Source organism: Neolewinella persica DSM 23188, assembly GCF_000373105.1.
In the GTDB taxonomy this organism is placed as follows: Bacteria; Bacteroidota; Bacteroidia; order Chitinophagales; family Saprospiraceae; genus Neolewinella; species Neolewinella persica.
On the sequence record NZ_KB890419.1, the window covers coordinates 65,887 to 86,896 of the forward strand.

Sequence of the window (21,010 nt, forward strand, 5' to 3'; positions counted from 1 at the left end):
TGATACCAGATGGATTGTCGTGTTCACTCCCGTAACTCCTGTTGGTGAGGTGATGATCTGATGCCGTTAACAGGCTTTAGGGAGTAATAAGAAGATGTAATTATTTAGTTGTCAAATAGTTACGGACTATTTTATGGCGATGTCCAAACCTACTACTGTTTAGATAATTTCTATAATGGCGTAGTCGTGGTGAGGTGAATATTTAGGATTAAAGGATAATTAAGCTGAAATTGTCTTTCGAATTGGAGGAGTCAGCCTCACTCCCTGAAAAAGTTGCCTAGTTTACCTATCATGCAGAAAACACTATCATTTATCCTTGCTGTTTTTATGTCGGCCACCCTCTCCGCTCAACCCGGCCCGGTAACTGGCGTGGAAATCAAGGCTTACGATCATCACATTGCGTTGCGTTGGGACCAACACCCTAACCCTACGGTGACCGATGTGAAGGTGTACGGTAAGACAGAAGACGGAAACTTCACCTTAAGAGGAACGGTAAACAACGTTACGACAGACTATGTCGACTTTCTCGGAGATTTTGATGTGACCAGTAGTTACTACCTCCGGGCCGTTGGCATCGGTAGCCAGGAAGGACAACCATCAGACACCGTTACGGCCACGACTTTCGAGATGAACGACTCCATGCTGCTGGACATGGTGCAGGAATATACTTTTCGCTATTTCTATGACTTCGGGCACCCGACTTCGGGCTTGGCGCGCGAACGAAATACGACTGCCACCGTTACCTCCGGCGGTAGTGGGTTCGGCATCATGGCCCTGATCGTAGGCGCCGAACGTGGTTTTATTACCTTCGAACAAGCGCGCCAGCGAACGACAAAGATCGTAGACTTCCTCCTAACCGTCCCCCGCTTCAGGGGGGCTTTCTCCCATTGGATGAACGGGACCACCGGCAGGGTGATTCCCTTTAGCGCCCTGGACGATGGCGGGGACCTGGTGGAAACGGCCTTCCTCATTCAGGGGCTACTGACCGCCCGCCAATACTACTCCGGAGACACCCCGGAGGAGGTTGCCCTGCGGGAGAACATTACCCAAATATGGGAAGAAGTGGAGTGGAGTGGTTATCAGCAGCCAGGAGATAATGTATTGAGCTGGCACTGGTCGCCCGCTAATCAATTCGCCATCGACCTGCCATTGCGGGGGTTCAACGAAGTTCACATCGCCTACCTCCTGGGTATCGCCTCACCAACGGCGGCCAACAAAATTCCGGCATCGCTTTACCACACCGGCTGGGCCGGTGCCAACGACTACGTCAATAACTTCAGCTACTACGGTATTCCCGTCCTGGTGGGCAGGGCAAAGGGTGGGCCACTGTTCTTCAGCCATTACAGCTACCTGGGTTTCGATCCACGCGGCATTAAGGACCGGTATACCAACTACTTCACCCGGAACACCAACCAGACCCTGATCAATTACGAGCACTGTCAGGACAATCCTTATAACCGCGTTGGCTACGGCCCTACGGTGTGGGGCCTCACCGCCAGCGACAATCCTGGCGGCTACCTGGCACACTCGCCCAACAGCTCTGCCGAAGACAACGGTACCATTGCCCCGACCGCTGCCCTCAGTTCGATGCCCTACACACCAGAATTGAGTATGGCCGCCCTGAAGCATTTCTACCGCGAACTCGGCGATAAAATATGGGGGCGATATGGCTTTTTCGACGCCTTTAATCAGGGCGCTAACTGGTATGCCGACAGCTACCTGGCGATTGATCAGGGACCCATCATCTGTATGATTGAAAACCATCGGAGTGGTTTGCTCTGGGACTTATTCATGCAGAACCCGGAAATCGGTCCCGCACTGCAGGAAATCGGCTTTACCACCGATTCTACTACTACAAGCATTAACCAGGTTCCTCAGTTCCTAACCTCCAAACCAAGTGTTTTTCCCAACCCAGCCAGGGGCTTCACCAACCTGACCCTTGAATTGGAGCGGGGAGGAAATATCTCCGTAGACCTGTTCACCCAGGATGGACGGAGCCTCGGCCAGGTGCTGCCTCCAACCCGCTTGCAGGCCGGCGCCCATCAACTTCCCCTGCACCTGCGGCCGCGCCTAAAAAGCGGCTACTACCTGCTAAAAATTAATGGTCCCGGCGGATCGGCCACCGTGCCACTGCTGCTTACGGACTAGCCTTTTATTTATTCGCTTAACTCAAATCAACCGATCATGCAAAGAGTATTACTTTTCCTTTTTATCGCCCTGTTCTGCGGCGGACTCAGTGCCCAGGTGGTACTGGAAGACTTCGAAGGCGGCGTAGCCGACCTAACCTGGGAAGCTTTCGAAGGTGTTTACGACGGGCCCGTCATGAACACTGCCGACACCCTGCTCAACACCAGCGAATGGTGCGGGCAATACACGAAAGCCGGCGACCGCGCCTTCAGCTTTTTTCGTGCCCAGGTCGCTACTCCACTCGACCTGAGTGTCAACAACCAATTCTCCATCCAGATCAATGCCGGAGCGGCTACCCAATTGCTGCTTAAGCTGGAAGGCGGTGGCAATAACATCGAAAAAACGGTCAACATTGCTACGGCTAACGTCTGGCGGACCTACACCTTCGACTTTAGCGCCGCAGCCGGCTTTACCGGCCTGACCGACATCATCCTCTTCTTCGATCCAGGCGTCGAGACAAGCACGGATACTTACCTGTTCGATAACATCATCGCTTCTCCTGCCGGGATCTGCGCAGGTACGGTTCCAGATCCGACGATTCTTGATGATTTTGAATGCCAGCGCAACGCCACCTACGGCGTTCCCGGTTTCGATGACATCTCTGTCGTTGCCAACCCCGCCCCCGGAGGCATTAACACCAGCGACGGCGTCGGCCGCTATACCGACCAGGAAGGCGGTTTCCACGCCCTGGTCATTAGCTATAACTCAGCCATTGACCTCTCCACCAACAACCAACTTTGCCTCAAAGTGTGGGCCCCGGTAACCGGTAACCTGCTCTTTAAGTTGGAAGGAGGCGTCTCCCCTGCCTTTGAAACCGGCGTGCCCGTGGAAGAAACGGAAACATGGGTAGAAATCTGTGCCGACTTCAGCAGTCAAAGCAATGCCAACCATACCCGTTTGGTCTTCTTCCTTAATGCCGGACAAGATGGCACTGGAGATATTTATTTCCTCGATGACATCACGATAACCCCACCGCCACCGGCTGAAGCGCTGGAAGATTTCGAAGACGGTGCTAACCTCGCCTGGATGCCATTGAATGGCGACAATGCCCTGCACGGTACCTTCACCGGGCCAATTGCCAACCCCGATGCTACCGGAGATAACACCAGCGACAATGTTGGTCAGTACGTCCGCGGAACTTCTATGTTCTCCACCCTGACGAGCGTACTGCCCGACGGAATCGACCTGAGCACCAGTCCGCAACTTAATCTCGACGTGTGGGCACCTGCCGGTGCCACTAAGGTGACGCTCCAACTGCGCAGCGCCATTGAAGGCGCTAAAAGTGCCGAGGCCAACATCACCGCCACGGAAACCTGGCAAACCCTCAGCTTCAATTTCGAAGCTTTTGCCGACGTGACGGACTTCAGCGACGTAAACATCCTTTTCGATTCTGAAACGGCGGGTACGGGCACTTACTACTTCGACAACCTGATCCAGGGAGAAAGCACGGTGGATGCCTGTGCAGGCGTAGCACCTGATCCGAGTATTGTTGACGACTTCGAATGCCAGCGTAACGCCAACTACACTTGCTGTAGTGCTGTTCCGGTGCCGGTAAATAACCCCGACGTATCGATGGGTAACCCCAGCGACAAAGTGGGCGAATTTATCGATCCTCCCGGTGCCTTCGATGCCTTGGTCATTGAGTACCCCCAGCCCATTGACCTGAGCCTGAGGAACATCTTCTCGATGAAAACCTGGGCACCGGTCGCCGGACAGATCCTCTTCAAGTTGGAAGGCGGCACCGCAGCTAATGTGGAAGTTTTTGTTGATATCCCTTCGACCGAGGAATGGGTAGACTATAGCGTAGACTTAAGCGCTCATGCCGATGGTGGCTACACCAAGCTGGTCCTCTTCTTTGGTGCGGGTACCGACAACGCCGAGCCAAATACTTACTACATAGACGATCTCCGCTGGAACCGGGCACCTTTCGTCAGCTCTTGTGTGTCTTCCTTTGACGATGATGATTTTACCCTCCTGGGCTGGAGCTACTTTGCCAACGGAGCATTGGAAGGGAATGAATTCATGGTGGTGGATAACCCGCTAATGGATGACGTGAACAGCAGTGCCACGGTTGGCGTCTTCGAAGAAGCCAGTGATGGAGAACCATTCGCTGGTTCGTTTGCGGACCCTGATGCCCCGATCGCCTTGCCCAACGACAATAAGGTTGTGACCATGAAGGTACTGATGGACGTAGCCGGGCAAGTCGTACTCAAACTGGAAGGTGGCCTGGACGGCGCACCGGCCTCTGGTGATGTTACTGCTGAATATACGACCGCAGGAGCGTGGCAGGAACTGACCTTCAATATGAGCGTACTCCCGGATGATGCCAGGTACAGCCGCATCACGATCATCCCTAATTTCGGGGTTGTACCAACGGAGAACCTGACCCATTACTTTGACGACATCAGCGTAGGTGGCGGAAGTTGTATGACGACCAGCATCTTCAATCCCGTGGTCATAAAAGACCTGCGGGCTTATCCGAACCCCGTCGGTGAACAACTGACGATTGAGAACGCAGAAGGTGCCCGTACTTTCCAATTAACGGATATGCTGGGCCGGCGGGTTCGTCAGCTGACGGTTTCAGGGGCGCGTACGCAGGTGCAATGGGAGGTTAATGGCCTGCCCGTTGGTACCTACGTACTGACGGCCAGAGGCGAAAATGGCAGCCTCGTTGCCCGGACCATGATCATCAAGGAGTAAAACACCGCTTGATGAAATACTTACCGCTATTACTGCTTTGGGCAGTAATGACGGCCTGTCAGTCATCAGTTGCTGATGTGGATGAAATATCCACATCAGCAGCCGGTGGCCCTGGCACCGCCGTCCCTCTTAATACTGAATTCAGCATCGATGAACTCCAGCGAAGGACCTTCAACTACTTCTGGGAAACCGCCCTGCCGGGCAACTACCAAATCCCGGATCGCTGGCCAACCAAACGCTTCAGCAGCATTGCCGCTACTGGTTTTGGCCTCACTGCTTATCTGGTAGGCGTAGAGCGTGGCTACGTTAGCCGCGCCGCTGCCGCTGAACGAACCATGCTGACGCTGGAAAAACTATGGTCCCTGCCCCAGGGGGCAGAAGAGTCCGGGATTGCAGGGTACAAAGGACTTTTTTACCACTTCCTTACTAATGATGAAGCACTACGCTACAAAAACGTAGAGCTTTCCACCATCGACAGCGGGCTGCTCATGGCCGGAGTACTCTCCAGCCAGGTCTATTTCGACGGTAATACTGACCATGAAAAACGTATCCGGGAACTAGCAGATCAACTCTACCGGCGGGTGGAATGGGACTGGGCACTGAACGACGCCGGTCGCATCAGCATGGGCTGGCACCCGGAGAAAGGGTTCATAAAAGCAGACTGGAACGGATACAATGAAGCGATGGTCCTCCTGGTGTTGGCCATGGGATCTCCTACCCATCCGGTACCCGATAATGCCTGGGAGAAGTGGTCTGAGAACTACCAATGGGGAGAATACCAAGGTTATGACCACCTCAACTTTAGTCCACTGTTCGGCCATCAGTACAGCCAGATGTACATTGATTTCCGGGGAATTCGTGACGACTACATGCGGAAGCAAGACAGCGATTACTTTGAAAACAGCCGTAAAGCAACCCTGGCTAACCGTGCCTACTGTATGGAAAACCCCACCGGTTTTGTTGGTTACGGCCCCAATCAGTGGGGACTTACGGCCTGCGACGGCCCCGGAGGACTGGACACCCTTTATAATGGTAACCCCGTTAAATTCCGGGCCTACTGGGCACGTGGTGCCTCCGGTCGTGATGTCCGGGATGATGGCACGATTGCCCCTACGGCGGTTGGCGGCTCAGTCCCCTTTGCACCCGAGGAAACCCTTGCTGCGCTCGACCAAATGTGGACGACCCACTACGACAGCCTGATCGGCCCCTACGGTTTTAAAGATGCCTTCAACTTGTCTTTCCCCGACCAGGAACGGCCTGACGGCTGGTTTGACGTCGACTATCTGGGCATCGACCAGGGACCGATCGTGATCCAGTTGGAAAATCATCGCTCCGGCCTGGTGTGGGAGCTGATGAAGAAAAGCCCGTACATCCGTAAAGGGCTAGAACGCGCCGGCTTCACCGGCGGCTGGTTGGAAAACTAATTGCCGCCCTTCCTGCGATATAACCTGAAGGGCTATAAAAATTATCACATGCGTATTTGTTACCTCTTTATTTTATTTCTCCTGGTTAGCCCACTTGCTGCCCAAGTGTCTGTTCCCGACTGGTATAACGCCGGGCATGAGGCCCATATCGACAGCCTGCTCAGCATCATGACGCTGGAGGAAAAGGTGGGGCAAATGACGTTGTTCACCAGTGATTGGGACGTAACCGGACCCACCATCCGGAAAGGTTACGAAGCCGACATCAAAAGCGCTCGCCTTGGAGCAATTTTCAACGCTCACACTGCCGACTACACGCGTAAACTGCAGAAAATCGCCGTAGAGGAGACCCGTTTGAAAATACCGCTGCTATTCGGTTACGACGTTGTCCACGGCCACCGGACGATCTTTCCAATCCCCCTGGCGGAAGCCGGGAGTTTTAATCCGGATGCCGCCGAAGAATCGGCCCGCATTGCCGCCAGAGAAGCAGCCGCCGCAGGGCTGCACTGGACCTTTGCACCAATGGTCGACCTTGTCCGCGATCCAAGATGGGGACGCGTGATGGAAGGTGCCGGAGAGGATGTCTATCTGGGTGAGGTCATGGCTGCCGCGCGCGTGCGCGGCTTCCAGGGCAAGGACCTGAACGATCCGTTCACGGTGTTGGCCTGTGTCAAACATTTTGCCGCCTATGGTGCTGCTCAGGCCGGTCGGGATTACCATACCGTCGACATCTCTGAACGTGTTCTTCACGACATTTACCTGCCACCTTTCAAGGCGGCACTGGACGCTGGCGCAGCCACCTTCATGACCAGTTTTAACGAGGTCGACGGTGTCCCCGCTACCGCTAATAAGCACCTGCTAACCAAAATCCTCCGCGAAGCCTGGGGGTTTATGGGATTCGTCGTAACGGACTACACCAGCATCAACGAACTGGTCCCTCATGGCGTAGCGGAAGACGAAGCTGCCGCCGGCCAGCTCTCGGTCAAGGCCGGCGTAGACATGGATATGCAGGGAGCTGTCTATTATAACCACCTGCGTAAACAGGTAGAAGATGGAGCAGTAGCGATGCGCCAGGTAGACGAGGCTGTTCGCCGTATCCTCCGCATGAAGTATGCCCTTGGCTTATTCGATGACCCTTACCGCTACAATGACGCAGCGCGCGAACGGGAAAACATCCTCACTGCTGAACACCGGGAAGCCGCGAGGCGGATTGGGCGGGAAAGTATCATCCTGCTGAAAAACGAAATGCAAACCCTGCCGTTGCGCAAAGACCTGAAGCGAATTGCCGTCATCGGTCAGCTGGCCGATAGCCAGGTTGACATGATGGGAGCATGGAAGGCCGACGGGCAGGCTAAAGACGTCATTACTTTACTCACCGGTATTCGGGAGGCTGTAGGCAAATCTACCAGGATTGACTACGTTAACGTTCCGGCCATCAAGGGAAGTGACCGGACCGGTTTCGACGACGCGCTCAAGGCTGCCAGGGCTGCCGACGCCGTCATCCTGACCCTGGGAGAGACCTGGGAGATGAGTGGCGAGGCGGCCAGCAGGACCGATATCGGCCTGCCGGGGGTGCAGGATTTGCTGGTTGCTGAGTTGACCGCTACGGGGAAACCAGTGATCGCCGTGCTATTCAATGGCAGGCCACTGGCCATCCCCGAACTTGCGGAAAAAGCTACCGCTATTCTGGAAGCCTGGTATCCGGGAACTGAAGCCGGCCACGCGGTGGCCGACCTGTTGTTCGGCGACCATGCACCGTCGGCGAGAGTGCCGATGACCTTCCCCCGGTCCGTCGGCCAGGTACCACTTTTTTACGCTGCCAAAAACACCGGCCGGCCCCTCAACCCAAACGATAAGTACACCAGTAAATACCTGGACGAAAGCAACGAGGCGCTGTACCCTTTTGGTTTCGGACTGACTTACACGACCTTTTCTTACGGAAATCCAACGATCGACAAAAAAAGCATTACTGCCAACGATCGTGTCACGATTAGTATTCCCGTCACCAACACCGGTCAACGGGCAGGGACAGAGATCGTCCAGCTCTATGTCCAGGATGTTGTGGGCAGCGTGACCCGCCCGCTGCGCGAATTGAAGGCTTTCGAGCGGGTCCTGATCGACGCTGGACAAACGCAGGTGGTCACCTTTACACTAACTTCCGACGACCTGGCCTTCCACCGCCAGGACATGACCTACGGTACCGAAGCGGGCACCTACCGGGTATTTGTGGGCGGAAGCTCTCAGGCGGACCGGGTAGTTGAATTCAGTCTGAAGTAATACTTCCCGCAATCGCCCAATCAAACAAAATCAACATATCATGCGACAACGATTTATTACCATCCTTGCTCTTATGCTCCTCCTTTGCACCGGCGTCCGCGCCCAGAAAAGTGTCAGTGGAACGGTGACCGCCAACGGGGACCCCCTGATCGGCGTAAGTATCCGGGCGACGGGCACAAGCAGTGGAACGGTGACGGATATTGACGGAAATTATTCCCTCTCCATCCCGGAAACCACCGACAGTCTTCAATTTTCGTACATCGGATTTAATCCGCAAACCATTGCTATAAACAGCCGGTCCAGGATTGATGTGGAGCTTAGCGAGGCATCTGAATTATTGAATGAAGTAGTTGTCATCGGCTACGGTGTTCAAAGAAAAAGCGATCTCACCGGCGCAGTATCGGTGGTGGAAAGCGAGGACCTGGTGGATATACCCACCCAGTCGCTGGGGCAGGCCCTGCAGGGCAAAGTTTCCGGCCTGCAGATCATTCCCGGCTCCGGTGCTCCTGGTGCCGATGCCATCTTTCGTGTCCGTGGTGTAGGGACACTCAATAATGCTGATCCGCTCTTCGTGGTAGACGGTATGATTTTGAACGACATCTCCTTTTTGAACCCACGCGACGTGGCCAGCGTATCGGTGCTTAAAGACGCATCGGCTACGGCCATCTACGGCGCAAGGGGGGCTAATGGCGTGATTATTGTGACAACTAAGCAGGGCGGGGACGCAGGTGCAGGCCGCATCACGTTGGGCGCATACACCGGAACGCAGGAGGTGCTTCGCACCATCGATCTGGCCAATGCCACCGAGTATGCTAACCTGATCAACGAAGCTGATCTGAACGAAGGCCGGGTGCCCCGCTACCCGAATCCGGAGGAATTCGGCGAAGGAACGGACTGGCAAGACGCCATATTCCGCGCGGCGACGATCCAGAATATTCAGTTGGGTTTCGCTAATGGCAACGAGCAGTCTTCCCTGAATTTGAGTGCCAACTACTTTCGTCAGGAGGGCATTATTTATGGATCGGCATTTGATCGGTTTACGCTGCGGTTGAATACTTCCCGTAAGGTCAAGGATTGGCTTAAAATCGGTAACAACCTCAGCCTGGTATTGAGCGGTTCAGACAACATAAACGCAGGAGGGATTCTACTGGATGCTTACCGGACTTCGCCTATTGTCAGCCCACGGGATTCATTGGGGAATTTCAACAATACTTCTGCCGTCAGTAATACGGGAAACCCACTTGCTACGATTGAGTTTACGGACAACAAGAGCCAGGAGTACCGCGCCGTAGGTAACCTTTACGCCGAAGCGGGGCTGGGCAAGTTTTTTACGTTGCGTACCAGTTTCGGCCTCGACTTCAACTATGCCCGTAACCGCAGCTTTACGCCGGTTTTCGAAGTCAGTGCCAACCAACGCAACGAAGAAAGTATCCTCAGCGTCTTCAACGGCTACCGCCGTAACTGGCTTTGGGAAAATACCCTTGCCTACAATAATGACTTCGGCAGGCATCACCTCGATGGCGTAGTGGGGCTTACGTATCAGGATAACTTCGGAGAATTTATAAGTGGAAGCAGGTCGCGCCTGATCGGTGAGGATCCTTCGTTTTTCTACCTGAGTTCGGGAGATATTCTGACGGCTACCAACAACAGTGGTGTCAACGGTGGTGACTGGGGATTGGCCTCGTACCTCGGCCGGGTCAACTACGTCTTTGATGATAAATACCTGATTACGGTTTCTGGCCGCGTGGATGGTTCCAGCCGCTTTGGTGCGAACAACCGCTATGGATTTTTCCCTTCTGTTGGCCTTGGCTGGAACGTAAGCCAGGAGGACTTCTGGAATGCCGACGGTCTCATCAGCCGGCTTAAACTACGGGCCAGTTGGGGACGGACGGGCAATGATCGCATTGGGGATTACAACTACACCGCTCTGGTGAACAGCGGACTGAACACGGTATTTGGGACGGACGAAATCCTGTTCCCCGGATCAACGCTCACCGCCCTGGCTAACCCGGACTTGCGCTGGGAGGAAACGACCCAGTCCGACGTTGGCCTGGAGCTAGGCTTCTTTGCCAATAAGCTGCAACTGGAGGCCGACGTATACCGCAAAGTAACCAGCGGTGTTCTCTTCCGTGCGCCTATCCCTGATTACCTGGGGGCTGAACCTGCCGTCAGGAACATCGCTGAGGTACTTAACCGGGGAGTTGATCTTCGCCTCACCTGGCGGGAGACGCGGGGAAAACTAACTTATTCGCTGGGCGCGAACTTCAGTACGGTTCATAATGAAGTGCTGAAACTGGATGGTGACCGTAATGATTTCTTTGCTGGCGGACTTGGTATCGGCGGTCAACTGGGGACGAATTCGCGGGCGGGTAACCCCGCCGGAGCCTTCTTCGGCTATGAGCTGGATGGCGTTTTCCAGACGGAAGAAGAACTCAATCAGTTTCCAACACTTGGCACCCAGCGGGTGGGCGATCTGCGATTCCGTGACCAAAACGGCGACGGTATGATCACCCCCGACGGAGACCGGGTGGTGCTCGGTTCGGCTATCCCCGACGCTATTCTGGGGGTCAACGGTAGCGTTGCTTACGCGGGCTTCGACCTGAGTTTTGACCTAACGGGACAATTCGGCAATGAGGTCATTAATGCCAAAAAAATGTCGCGCTTCGGTGCTTATAACTACGAAACCAGTTTCCTGGACCGCTTCAGCCCCGACAACGCCAGTGACACTGAACCCCGGGTTACCCTGGCCGGACAGAACATCGAAACCCTCTCCAGCCGTTTTGTAGAAGATGGTTCCTACCTTAGGTTGCGGAACCTAACCTTTGGCTATCGATTACCAAATACGTTAACAGATCGACTTAAAATGCAAAATTTCCGGGTCTACGTAAGTGGTACTAACTTATGGACAAACCAGGATTACTCCGGTTATAACCCGGAAATTTTCAATGGTTCGGTATTTGATAATGGGATTGACCGGGGGACCATTTACCCCATCTCCAGAACGGTAACCTTTGGCCTGGACGTCACTTTTTAAACCCATTTCTACTTAGCGTAAGGTTCCGGAAACACAGCATGTTTCAAAATTAGTGAACCCTGAGATCGGTTTCACCATTAAATTAAGCATCATGAAATTATCAAAAATAAGCGCCCTTTGCGGGCTACTCTTACTGTCTTTTTCCTGTAATGAAGTACTGGAGCGAACGCCACAAGGTGTTTACACGCTCGACAATTTCTTTCAGACGGAGGAACAGGCGGTTCAGTCGGTCAATGCCGTCTATAATCAACTTCGCACGTGGCAAGTCCACGTTTTTAGCTTTATCGGGATGACGGATATTGTCAGCGATGATTCCGAAAAAGGAAGTTTCCCGTCCGACGGATTTTTTCTTCAGGAGGTAGAAGATTTTGAGCACACGCCTTCTAACGTTGCGCCAGCCTCGGTTTGGGAAGGCTACTATGTGGGCATTTTCCGGGCTAACCTGGCCATTAACCGTATTCCTGATGTGCCGGAAATGGATGAAGTGCTACGGACCCGGTTGATTGCTGAAGCACAGTTTCTGCGCGGCTATTTCTACTTCAATCTTGTGCGTTGGTTTGGCGATGTCCCGTTGATTCTGGAACCATTTCCCGAAGAGTTTGCCATTCCACGTGCTTCTCAGGAGGATGTTTATGCACAGATTATTGCTGACCTGGAGGCCGCTGCGGCCGTACTTCCGCAAAAGTCGGCCTACGCCTCCGTTGACCTGGGTCGGGTAACGAAGGGAGCAGCTGAAGGCCTGTTGGCTAAGGTGCATCTAACCCGTGGTGAATACCAGCAAGCTGCTGATTTCGCACTTGGCGTTATCAACTCCGGCCAGTATTCCTTAGCCCCCAGTTTTACCTCGATTTTCAGCCGGCCGGGCGAGAACGGGCCCGGCAGCATTTTTGAAGTGCAGGCCGCTGCATTGGAAACGGGCGGTGGCGGTAGCCAGTATAACGAAGTGCAGGGCGTGCGGGGAACGCCTAACCTCGGCTGGGGTTTTAACCGGCCAAGTGATGACCTGATTGCCGCTTTCGAGCCGGGAGACCCACGTCGGGAGGCAAGTATCCTTTACGTAGGAGAGGTATTGCCGGACGGCTCCGCTATCGTCCAGGATAACCCCAACATCGTCGGAGAGCGCTTTAACCAAAAAGCTTTTGTGGTGGATCATCCCGGAGGCAACGGTAACGGACCGGGTAATATTCGGATTTTTCGTTACGCCGACCTTCTGTTGATTGCTGCGGAGGCGCTTAATGAGTTGGACCGGGCCGGTGAAGCACTACCACTTCTGGAGCGGGTGCGGGCACGGGCTCGTAGCGGTAACAGCCGTATTCTACCCGTAGTAACAACGACTAACAGGGCCGAGCTGCGTACTGCTATATTACGGGAACGCCGGGTGGAGCTTGCGCTGGAGCAACACCGCTGGTTTGACTTAGTCCGTACTGGCCGCGCTGCAGCAGCAATGCAGGCACTGGGCAAAGCCTTTGTGGAAGGAAAGCATGAGCTGTTTCCCGTTCCTCAGGGGGAGATCGATCTTAGTGAAGGTGCTTTGACGCAGAATTCTGGATATTGAGTGAATGGGAGAATGAGTGAAGGGTAGAATGCGTGAATAGCTGCCGCAAGTACCGTTCGCAAAGCTTCGCTTGCTCACCCTGGCGAACAAGCGAAGCGACGTGAGTGGTAACAGCGGCAGCTATTCTCCCATTCGTCATTCTCCCATTCTCTACTGGAGCTGGAAGCGTACCACCATTCCTCCACTTGCCGCTGTCTGCGGGAAACCGAGGGGGTTAAACGGTGTCGTTTTGCGGTAATCGAAGAACGCCCGCAGACTGAGCAAATCATTGACCTGGTACTCGACGGACGGCGCCAGGGTAAAGACCCGACTACCTTCTACGATCTCGCGGATACGCGGGTTCAGACGGCTGGCGTAGGTTTTGCCATCCCGGAGGCTGAAGTTGAACTGGATGTCCATGTCACTGATGGACAGCCGGCCACCGGACTGGCTATTGCCACGACCTCTTTGAGGGGTGCGCTGGTTCGCTTGTTCTTCCTGCTCCCGACTTGATGAACGCTTCTTTTTCTTGCCCTGCAGGAAACCAATCTGAACGTCTTCGAGTACAATGCCGAAACCACCAATAATCTCCTTGTTGACCTGCTCACTGAGCAGCTTACTGGTGATGTTGATGCTTTTGTTATCCTGGCTCTGGTAAGCAAAGTTGAAGGATAGTCCGTTTTGCAGTTCCGCTTCGATGGACAGCAGCGGTGCGAAAGATTTAGACTCCGTAATGTTCGGGATTTCGATGCGGGGGAAGTAGTTCAGGGTTACCGTATCGAAACCAATCAACGGTGCTGTGGCGTCCTCCAGTGCATCCAGGTAATCCAGGCTGGTGCCATAACTACTGATGGAGAAGGTAGACTGAAAACCGTGCTGAATGTTAACCCGGCGGAAAATCTCACCGAGGGCGCCGACTTTATCCAGCCCCGTCCAGGTCAATCGCCAGTTCGGACTAGCCTGCAGGTCGAATGGATTAAGGCTCACGTTGTTCGCGTCTTCTCCACGGTAGGCGGCGAGGAAGGCGGGCAACAGAACGTCTTGTTGGTTTGGTCCGTAGCCCTGGCTATAACCTTGCTGTGCCAGGTTCGTATCATCATGAAGGCTGGTGCTTCCTCGTTCCCGACCTAAACGCTGACTAACGATGAGTCGGTTGGACTCGAACGTTTCAAACAGCGTGTTCAAATTCGTTGTGTCCTGGTTGAAAAGAGAGTTGGCTCCGCCGTTGGTGAAGGAGAGGGCACCATCGCGGATCGGCACAGAATGGAGGAACGGTGCATTCGGAGTTTTCTCCTGGACTTTGAAGGTTTCCGTATAGTTTTCGGTGAAGGAGCGATCCATCGTTAATTCCAGGCGGAAATCCTTAAAGGGTTCAATGGTTGCACTACCGTCCCAGGTTTTGGTGTAATTCTGGATCACGTCATTACTCTGGAAGGGGTTGACGGAGAGATAGCCGTTGTCGGCCAAATCCATCAGGTAATCATCTGGCCCACCTCGTTCTCCTTCAGAGAGTTCGCGGATTTTTGGTTGTATGCCAGCAACGAAGCCCCATCCCGGCGAATCGAATCCAGCGGATTGACCAAAGAACTGCGGCTCGGGCAGGAAACCAGGAATAACGGTTTCTAAATCTTCGCTGTAGTTGACACGAACGCTCCGTAAGGCCAATAGCGGGCGAATGAGTAAGCGGGCAGCATTACTAGGCCCACTGTTCTTCTGCCGTTCCCGGGGTTGGGCTTCTCCTTCTTTATCGTCGGTATTTCGAGAACGACTGGCGGGTCGTCTACGCTGTGGCCGGTTGATCTGGCGGAGAAAGTCAAACTGGTCGTAGAATTTTTCAAAATTCAGGTTGGCCGTCAGCTGCCGGCTCTGGCTGTTCTGGATGCTGTTGCCTAAGCTGGATCCACCCGGCGTATTGGGGCCGGTAAGGCTGAGCGGCGAAGCGTTCCAGGTATACCTGGCCAGGTAGTTGGCGCGGACGTCGACAAAATCGAGGAAAGGCAGGAAGCGAAGTGGTAGCTGGTAGCTGGCGTTCAGGCTGTGGGTGTAAAGCTTGGGTCGACCACCATCGGTCAGGTTGCTCCAAATACTGTCCTTACGGATCTGATCCCGTTCGGCTTCGGCAAACCTCAGCAGCTTGTTTTCATCCGGTTCGTCGATCGTGGCATTCATGTTGGCATTGAAGCCCAGTTTGATGCTTCGGGTGAAGTCCCAGCGAACATCATAGCTACGGTCCCAGGTAAATCGTTTGTTATAGAATGTATTGAATTCGGGGTTGACACCGGCAAACCGGTATTGTGTAGTCGCAAAACTCCGGTTGAGGACATTGGCAAAGGTGAAGCTGTTCGGCAACGGGTTAATGTTGATCTCGCTGATCAACTTCAGGTATTTGCTCTTGATGCCTTTGAACGGCTCAATGGTTCCTCCCCGGCCTCTGCTGAAGGTGTAATCCAGCGCTCCGGTATGGTCTTTGACCACCTCGCTTTGGATGAATGGGTCTGATCGTTCGGTCTTTGTAAAACCGTAACTGACACTAAAGTTGGCAGGGTCCAGGGGGCTGGGTTTTTCCCGGCGGGTAGCAGGGGTAATCCCGACGTTGTTCAGGGCAATAGCGGATATCTTGTTGATTTCCCGCGCTTGTTCCTGGATGGAGTCCCGAATCGCATCGTTATCTGCGGAGTCAACTTTGTCCTTCAGCCTAATGTCCAGATCGTACGGGTCGTATTCCGGCGTACTGACGGTTTTACTATGCTGTAAATACAGCGGCAGGCGCAGTCCGAGCTGCTCGGGGAAGAATTTGTCAAGGGCAATATTACCCGCCAAATCATACCCTGCAGTCGCTTCCCGGGCACGTTCGGTCACGTTATTGTCCAGCGCCCCGAAACCAATACTACTATAGTTGGCTGCAGCGGTGAAGGTGCCCAGGTCCGCCAGTTGAATATCTGCCCGGGCAAGGCCGGCTACACCGCCCCTTTCGTCGAGCCCTTCGAGCCTGAGTTCGTTCACCCACACCTCTGAACTTATACCGTTGTTGTTCAGGTCGTCTTTTGCTTTTATACCGATCATGAAGACTTTAACGAAGCCAAGGTTGGGGTTACCCCTCACCCTAACGGTGTGGCGAACACTACGGTCATAGGCTGTCACTTCACTCCCTTCCCGATCTTCGAACGGCAGAAATTCTTCAGAATAGTCCTGGGTCACCGAGGCGTTCTCATTATTTCGTCTCAACTTAAGGTCCCTGAGCAGCGTCAGCGGCAAGTCTACCTCGTTAGCAATTGGCCAGACTTCCTGGGCATAGCAACTGGTGTTTTCAAGCCGGCCGTTGCCGGGGGGCAGAGGGCAATCGTTGATTGCCATCGTATCAGACATGCGCAGCGGCACCTCGTACTCGTAGTAGTTGGACTCGAAGTCGGAACCCATTCGGATAAAGAGACTGAGCTGGCCGGTATCCGGCCGTTCGAAGCGGCTGTCACCCAGTGGTTCTGCGTGGACGAACATTTTCAGGTCGTCGTACAGGCGAAGGTCCGTATCGGTGTATTTGAAAACTGCCCGGCGCGCGCCCGGTTGCAGGTTGTTCACTTTGAGCGCCAGCGATTGCTCGTTTTGCAAAGTATTTACTACGCCAAGGCTCTGCTCCCGACGAATGCCATTGGGCAGTACGTAATTGAACGGCAGGCGGCTGCTGTTCTCTTCGATATTGACGGCATCGATATTGAATTCAGTATTGTCCTCACCACCGATCGATGGACCAGCCTGGAACTGGCGGGTATACCGACGCCAGCTGTTGCGGACTAATTCAAACTCCGCAAAGCGGAGAACCACCGGGGCTTCGAAGCCCCGCATGTACATCCGCATGAAGCGAATGGAGCGGAAATCCTGGATGCCGCCAACGGCTTTCTTTTGGTCCGAGTTCAATGGTACACGAAAGCGGTACCAGATGCGACCGTTGTCAGCTTCCAGCCGGTCAGTGATAAAGGGTGTTGCTTCCTGGTCAAATTCCCTGGGATTTGCCCCGCTTCTGACGAAAGGAATTTCGTACTGAAAGTAGCTTTCTGATTCGTTCAGCGTGTTGTCCTGATTCAAATCCTCCGCATCCGGAAGGTTTGTAGTACTCTCCCTAATATTATTGCTGGTGCTGTTGTTGGCGGCGGAGTTTCCTTCCATGCCGTTCCAGCCGCGGTAGCGGGTGAGCAAGTCGGTTCCGTCGGGGTAGCGGTCATTGTTGAAGTAGTAGAAGTTATCGTTGGAGGGGTCTTCAAGCAGGGCCTGGAAACCGACGCTGTTGCCTCCTCTGTAGGCATCTACGTAGTCGCTGAACTGGGTCGCCTCTATAGAGTCGCTTACACCATCCAGGCCAACGTCCTGCAGAATACGGGTAGCCGGATCATTGTCAAAGCCACGGGTGATTTGCTGTGCTACGGGGACGCGTGACCACACCGTCTGGTCAACCGGCCGGTTTGGGTTGGCCGGGCCAGGGAGGCCGTTTTCGAAAAATTTACGACTGTCCTTCAGGATGTCTTCACTTACGTTACCCAAGTTCAGGTAAAGGGTGCCCTGCTTCTGTGCACCATCCGGAGCGGCTTGCCGGGCATTTGTTGGGTCAAGGAAAGGGGAAAGCATCCAGAATTCAACAAATTCGATGTTGGAGCTTTGAAAATCGGGGGTCCGCATTTCCCGCATAATACCACCCCAACGGGTTTCCGGCTCCTCTAGCTTAATGGGGCAAAGTGGGTCTCCTTCAAGTACGGCTCCTTCAGTAAAACCTGGGTAGCCCTCGGGGAGGTCAAAGTTGTAAGGCCCCCGTTTTTCAGGGTAGAAGGCCATGTCAAAGGTGAAGAACGGAAGCCTTTGCCGTTGGCTGATCGGAATGTCGAGGTTAGGGAAGACTTCCTGTTGCGGTACGGCACTCGTGTAAATATTGTCTCCCGCTCCCGGGACATTGGTCCGGGAGTTTGGTTCCAGTCGGTACCAATTCAGTAGTGCCCGGTTAGCTCCCGACACCAGGCCCTGTTGCTGAGACTCCGGGAACAACGGGTTGTTGTTGCCGGCGTCATTTTGGGGGACCGAAGCCAGGTACCATTGCTGGACCGGCGTCTTCAGGTCAATGGGGCTGGCGGTACCTTCAAAGTCATCGAGGTAAACGATACCGTCTTTGTCGCCCCTAGCCCGGTTAATGGCTTTACTGTGGCCAGGTTTGAGGAAGGCCGTTTCTGCCGTCAGGCTGATGTTACTGGGCGCGCTTGTGCTGAAAAACGGCAGCTTATCCACCATCCGCGTCAGGAACCCGGATTCTTTCTGGAAGGTGGCATCGAAGCCGTAAATTTTATTATTAATCGGATCGTCTCCAAGGTTAACTTTCTGCGTAAATGGTCTTTCGAACAATTGCATGTAAGTACCGCCAATACTGAGGTTGTCATTGACCTCGTAATCGGCCCGTAAACCGATCATGGTTTTGGTTTGCAAACTGAAGACGGTGTTGTCCTCGAAGCTTACATTGATTGGTACGCCAGAACTAAGGATAGCATCGTTCAGAATTCTGACCCGGCCGGTGCCATAGTCGACGGAATAATCCCGCCCTTCCTCCAACAGCGCACCACCAGCCGTTACCCGAACAGAGCCCGGAGGTAGGTTGTAGGTGCCGAGGCTGATCTCAGACTGCACCGAGGATTTATAGGAACCACGAATCACGAAGCGGTTTTTCTCTGGGAACTCCTGTGCCTGGAAAATAGTGGAATCGTAAAGCTCCTGATACACGAATCTGGCGTGGTCTTCCGGCCGCAATAATTCTTTGAGGTCGCTTCCGAAGGGCTCAAGCACCGGGAAGTAAATCCGACCGTTGGTAGGGTTGATGGTAACTCCAGGGACAAAATCGAACACACCATCAGGTACCGGGTCATTCTGCACGTTCAACCGATCGAGGTTGAAAGCACGGATCAGGGGCAAGCCAGGGATGTAGTTCGTACCGTTTGGTTCGTCGGCCACCGGAACCGGAAGGAACCGTTTGAAACCCTCTCCCGGATCTTCGTACTGGATGTCAAGGCGAAAATCTTCCTCGTTTACCTGATAGGCACCGAGAGAATAGACGTTTTTCATCATCAAGTCCCAGGTCGGCAGGCCTACCCTTTGGGTGGAAGACTTCAACATCTTAGTGAAAAGCACCTGGTTGCTGAAGCTGCTGGTGTCTTGCTGTGTTTGTCCGGGGCGGTTAGGAAGACCGTTGCTGGTGTTGTCGGTATTGACCGACAATTCACCTACTTTATAGATGTTGCCATTGTACTTGTAGCGGTAAGAGACGGCGACCACCTGATCGGGTTGGACGTTGATGTTGAGGGAGATAAAACCCAATTCTGCGTTCACGGAGTATTCCCGCGAGGTCAGTTTACGTGCGGATACTTTTTCGAAGTCCCGGATGGGTTGCAGGCCGAACTGGGCGGATTGCAGGGTCGAAACGGCCTGGTCGATGTCGCGAACACGGTCACCCAAACCAACCAGTTTACTGTACAGGTTGTTGGCGCCGTTATCCGGGAGCGGTACGCCGCCACATATTTGCTGATAGGCCGGGTCTGCACCAAAAGTGTTGACGGCTCCGGGGTTGGTCAGGTTCTCCACCGAAGGTTCGGCCAGGTCGGCCAGCGCTACGATGTCTCGTACTTCCAATACCTCATTCCGGTCGTTGGTAATCCAGACTTCAATGTTCTCAGCGTGGAACAAAGAGTTGATCTGCGGGAGGTTTTCGAGGCTTTCCTCGTAGGTGCTGCGGTTGAAATGGCTGAGGAAAAAGTGACGGTTTTCGTCGTAGCTATCGGCATAGACCTGGAATTCAGACAGTAGGGCACCGCCTTCAATCGTCAGTTTTTCACGTTGGCTCCGCTGTTGACTGGCGATGGCGGTCAGTTTGAGGTGCCCGAATTGTAACTCGGTCTTGAGGCCGAACAGAGACTGAGCACCTTCGATGAGGGTACCGCGCAGCGGCAAGCTCACGTCTCCGGCCTCAATCTTGCGCAGGATGTCGTCTTCGCTGAAGGCCTCCGAGTTGTAATCGAGTTTGATTTGGTTGTCGAAGTTGAAAGTAGCGCCAGTATTGTAGTTCGTATTCAGTTTAAGCTTATCGCCAATTTGCCCGGTTACGTTCATCTGGATGTCCATGTCGAAATCGAAGATCGTGTTCTTACGGAAGCGTTCAACGATGAAGGGGTTGTCCTGAAACTGGTAGTTGAGACCAAAACTAAGGTCAACACCACCCTGTGGTTGGATGTCAATCTCTGTACCACCGAAAAGGTTATTGATCAGGTCGGGGTCCAGTTCAATATCGTCCAGCGGATCTCCAATGCTGATGGCATCCTCGGGATTTCCAACGCCACCAAGCTGCTTGAAGTAGCGGTTCTGGTCCTCTTTTTCACGGTATTTAAAGTACTCCTCGAAGGTTAGGTAAGTCGGTGGGCGAAAATCGATCTCCCCCAACTTTTCTCTAACGATGTAGGTTCCGGTGGCAGGATCATACTCAACGGTTTTTTGCAGGCTGGCCGGGTCACGCAGGTCAACTGAGTTACGGTTGGGGTCGGTGATGAAGTCACGGTTACGGTCCTGGATAGGAGGGATGGTATCCGTTGGGTTCCTATTCACCTCACCAATAAAGCCCGGCAAGTCTTCACTTCTTACCTGATTAGGCAGTGGCTGATAGGTGATGTGCCAAAACAGGCGCATCACCGCATCGTTAGCGGAAGCAGTTGATGCGGCCGGTTTAAGTGGGGAATAGGTGAAGTTAAGCGAGATTAGGGCAAAACCGAGTAGTAAAAGTAGCGTCTTATTCATATGTCAATCCTTACCAAAAGCCCGGGGAAAATTCGGGCGGTCCATCGA

The 21,010-nt window shown here is 53.8% G+C and carries 7 protein-coding genes; 6 read left to right on the forward strand and 1 reads right to left on the reverse strand.

Features of this window, described 5'->3' with window-relative positions; genetic code table 11:
- Positions 1 to 291: 291 nt before the first annotated feature.
- The 6 genes from B036_RS28210 to B036_RS0105855 all read left to right on the forward strand — a co-directional run bounded on the left by B036_RS28210 (position 292) and on the right by B036_RS0105855 (position 13,174).
- Complete coding sequence (locus B036_RS28210) at positions 292 to 2,148, forward strand: glucoamylase family protein (protein WP_083926148.1); 1,857 nt, start codon at positions 292 to 294, stop codon at positions 2,146 to 2,148.
- A gap of 36 nt (positions 2,149 to 2,184) precedes the next feature.
- Positions 2,185 to 4,887, forward strand: a complete 2,703-nt coding sequence (locus tag B036_RS0105835) for a T9SS type A sorting domain-containing protein (RefSeq protein ID WP_020567756.1) — start codon at positions 2,185 to 2,187, stop codon at positions 4,885 to 4,887.
- An 11-nt stretch (positions 4,888 to 4,898) separates the two neighbouring features.
- Positions 4,899 to 6,311, forward strand: coding sequence for a glucoamylase family protein (locus tag B036_RS0105840; RefSeq protein WP_044101912.1), 1,413 nt, complete (start codon positions 4,899 to 4,901; stop codon positions 6,309 to 6,311).
- A 48-nt stretch (positions 6,312 to 6,359) separates the two neighbouring features.
- Positions 6,360 to 8,585 carry a beta-glucosidase BglX gene (bglX, locus tag B036_RS0105845; RefSeq protein WP_020567758.1) on the forward strand — a complete coding sequence of 742 codons (2,226 nt, stop codon included), beginning with the start codon at positions 6,360 to 6,362 and terminating at the stop codon, positions 8,583 to 8,585.
- A 40-nt stretch (positions 8,586 to 8,625) separates the two neighbouring features.
- Complete coding sequence (locus B036_RS0105850; protein ID WP_026231731.1) at positions 8,626 to 11,619, forward strand: SusC/RagA family TonB-linked outer membrane protein; 2,994 nt, start codon at positions 8,626 to 8,628, stop codon at positions 11,617 to 11,619.
- 91 nt (positions 11,620 to 11,710) lie between these two features.
- Positions 11,711 to 13,174, forward strand: a complete 1,464-nt coding sequence (locus B036_RS0105855; protein WP_044101945.1) for a RagB/SusD family nutrient uptake outer membrane protein — start codon at positions 11,711 to 11,713, stop codon at positions 13,172 to 13,174.
- Positions 13,175 to 13,324: 150 nt separating this feature from the next.
- Here the strand turns inward: B036_RS0105855 and sov are convergent, their stop codons facing one another.
- A complete protein-coding gene (gene sov, locus B036_RS0105860; protein WP_020567761.1) occupies positions 13,325 to 20,962 on the reverse strand; it encodes a T9SS outer membrane translocon Sov/SprA in 7,638 nt (2,545 codons plus the stop codon).
- Positions 20,963 to 21,010: the final 48 nt, after the last annotated feature.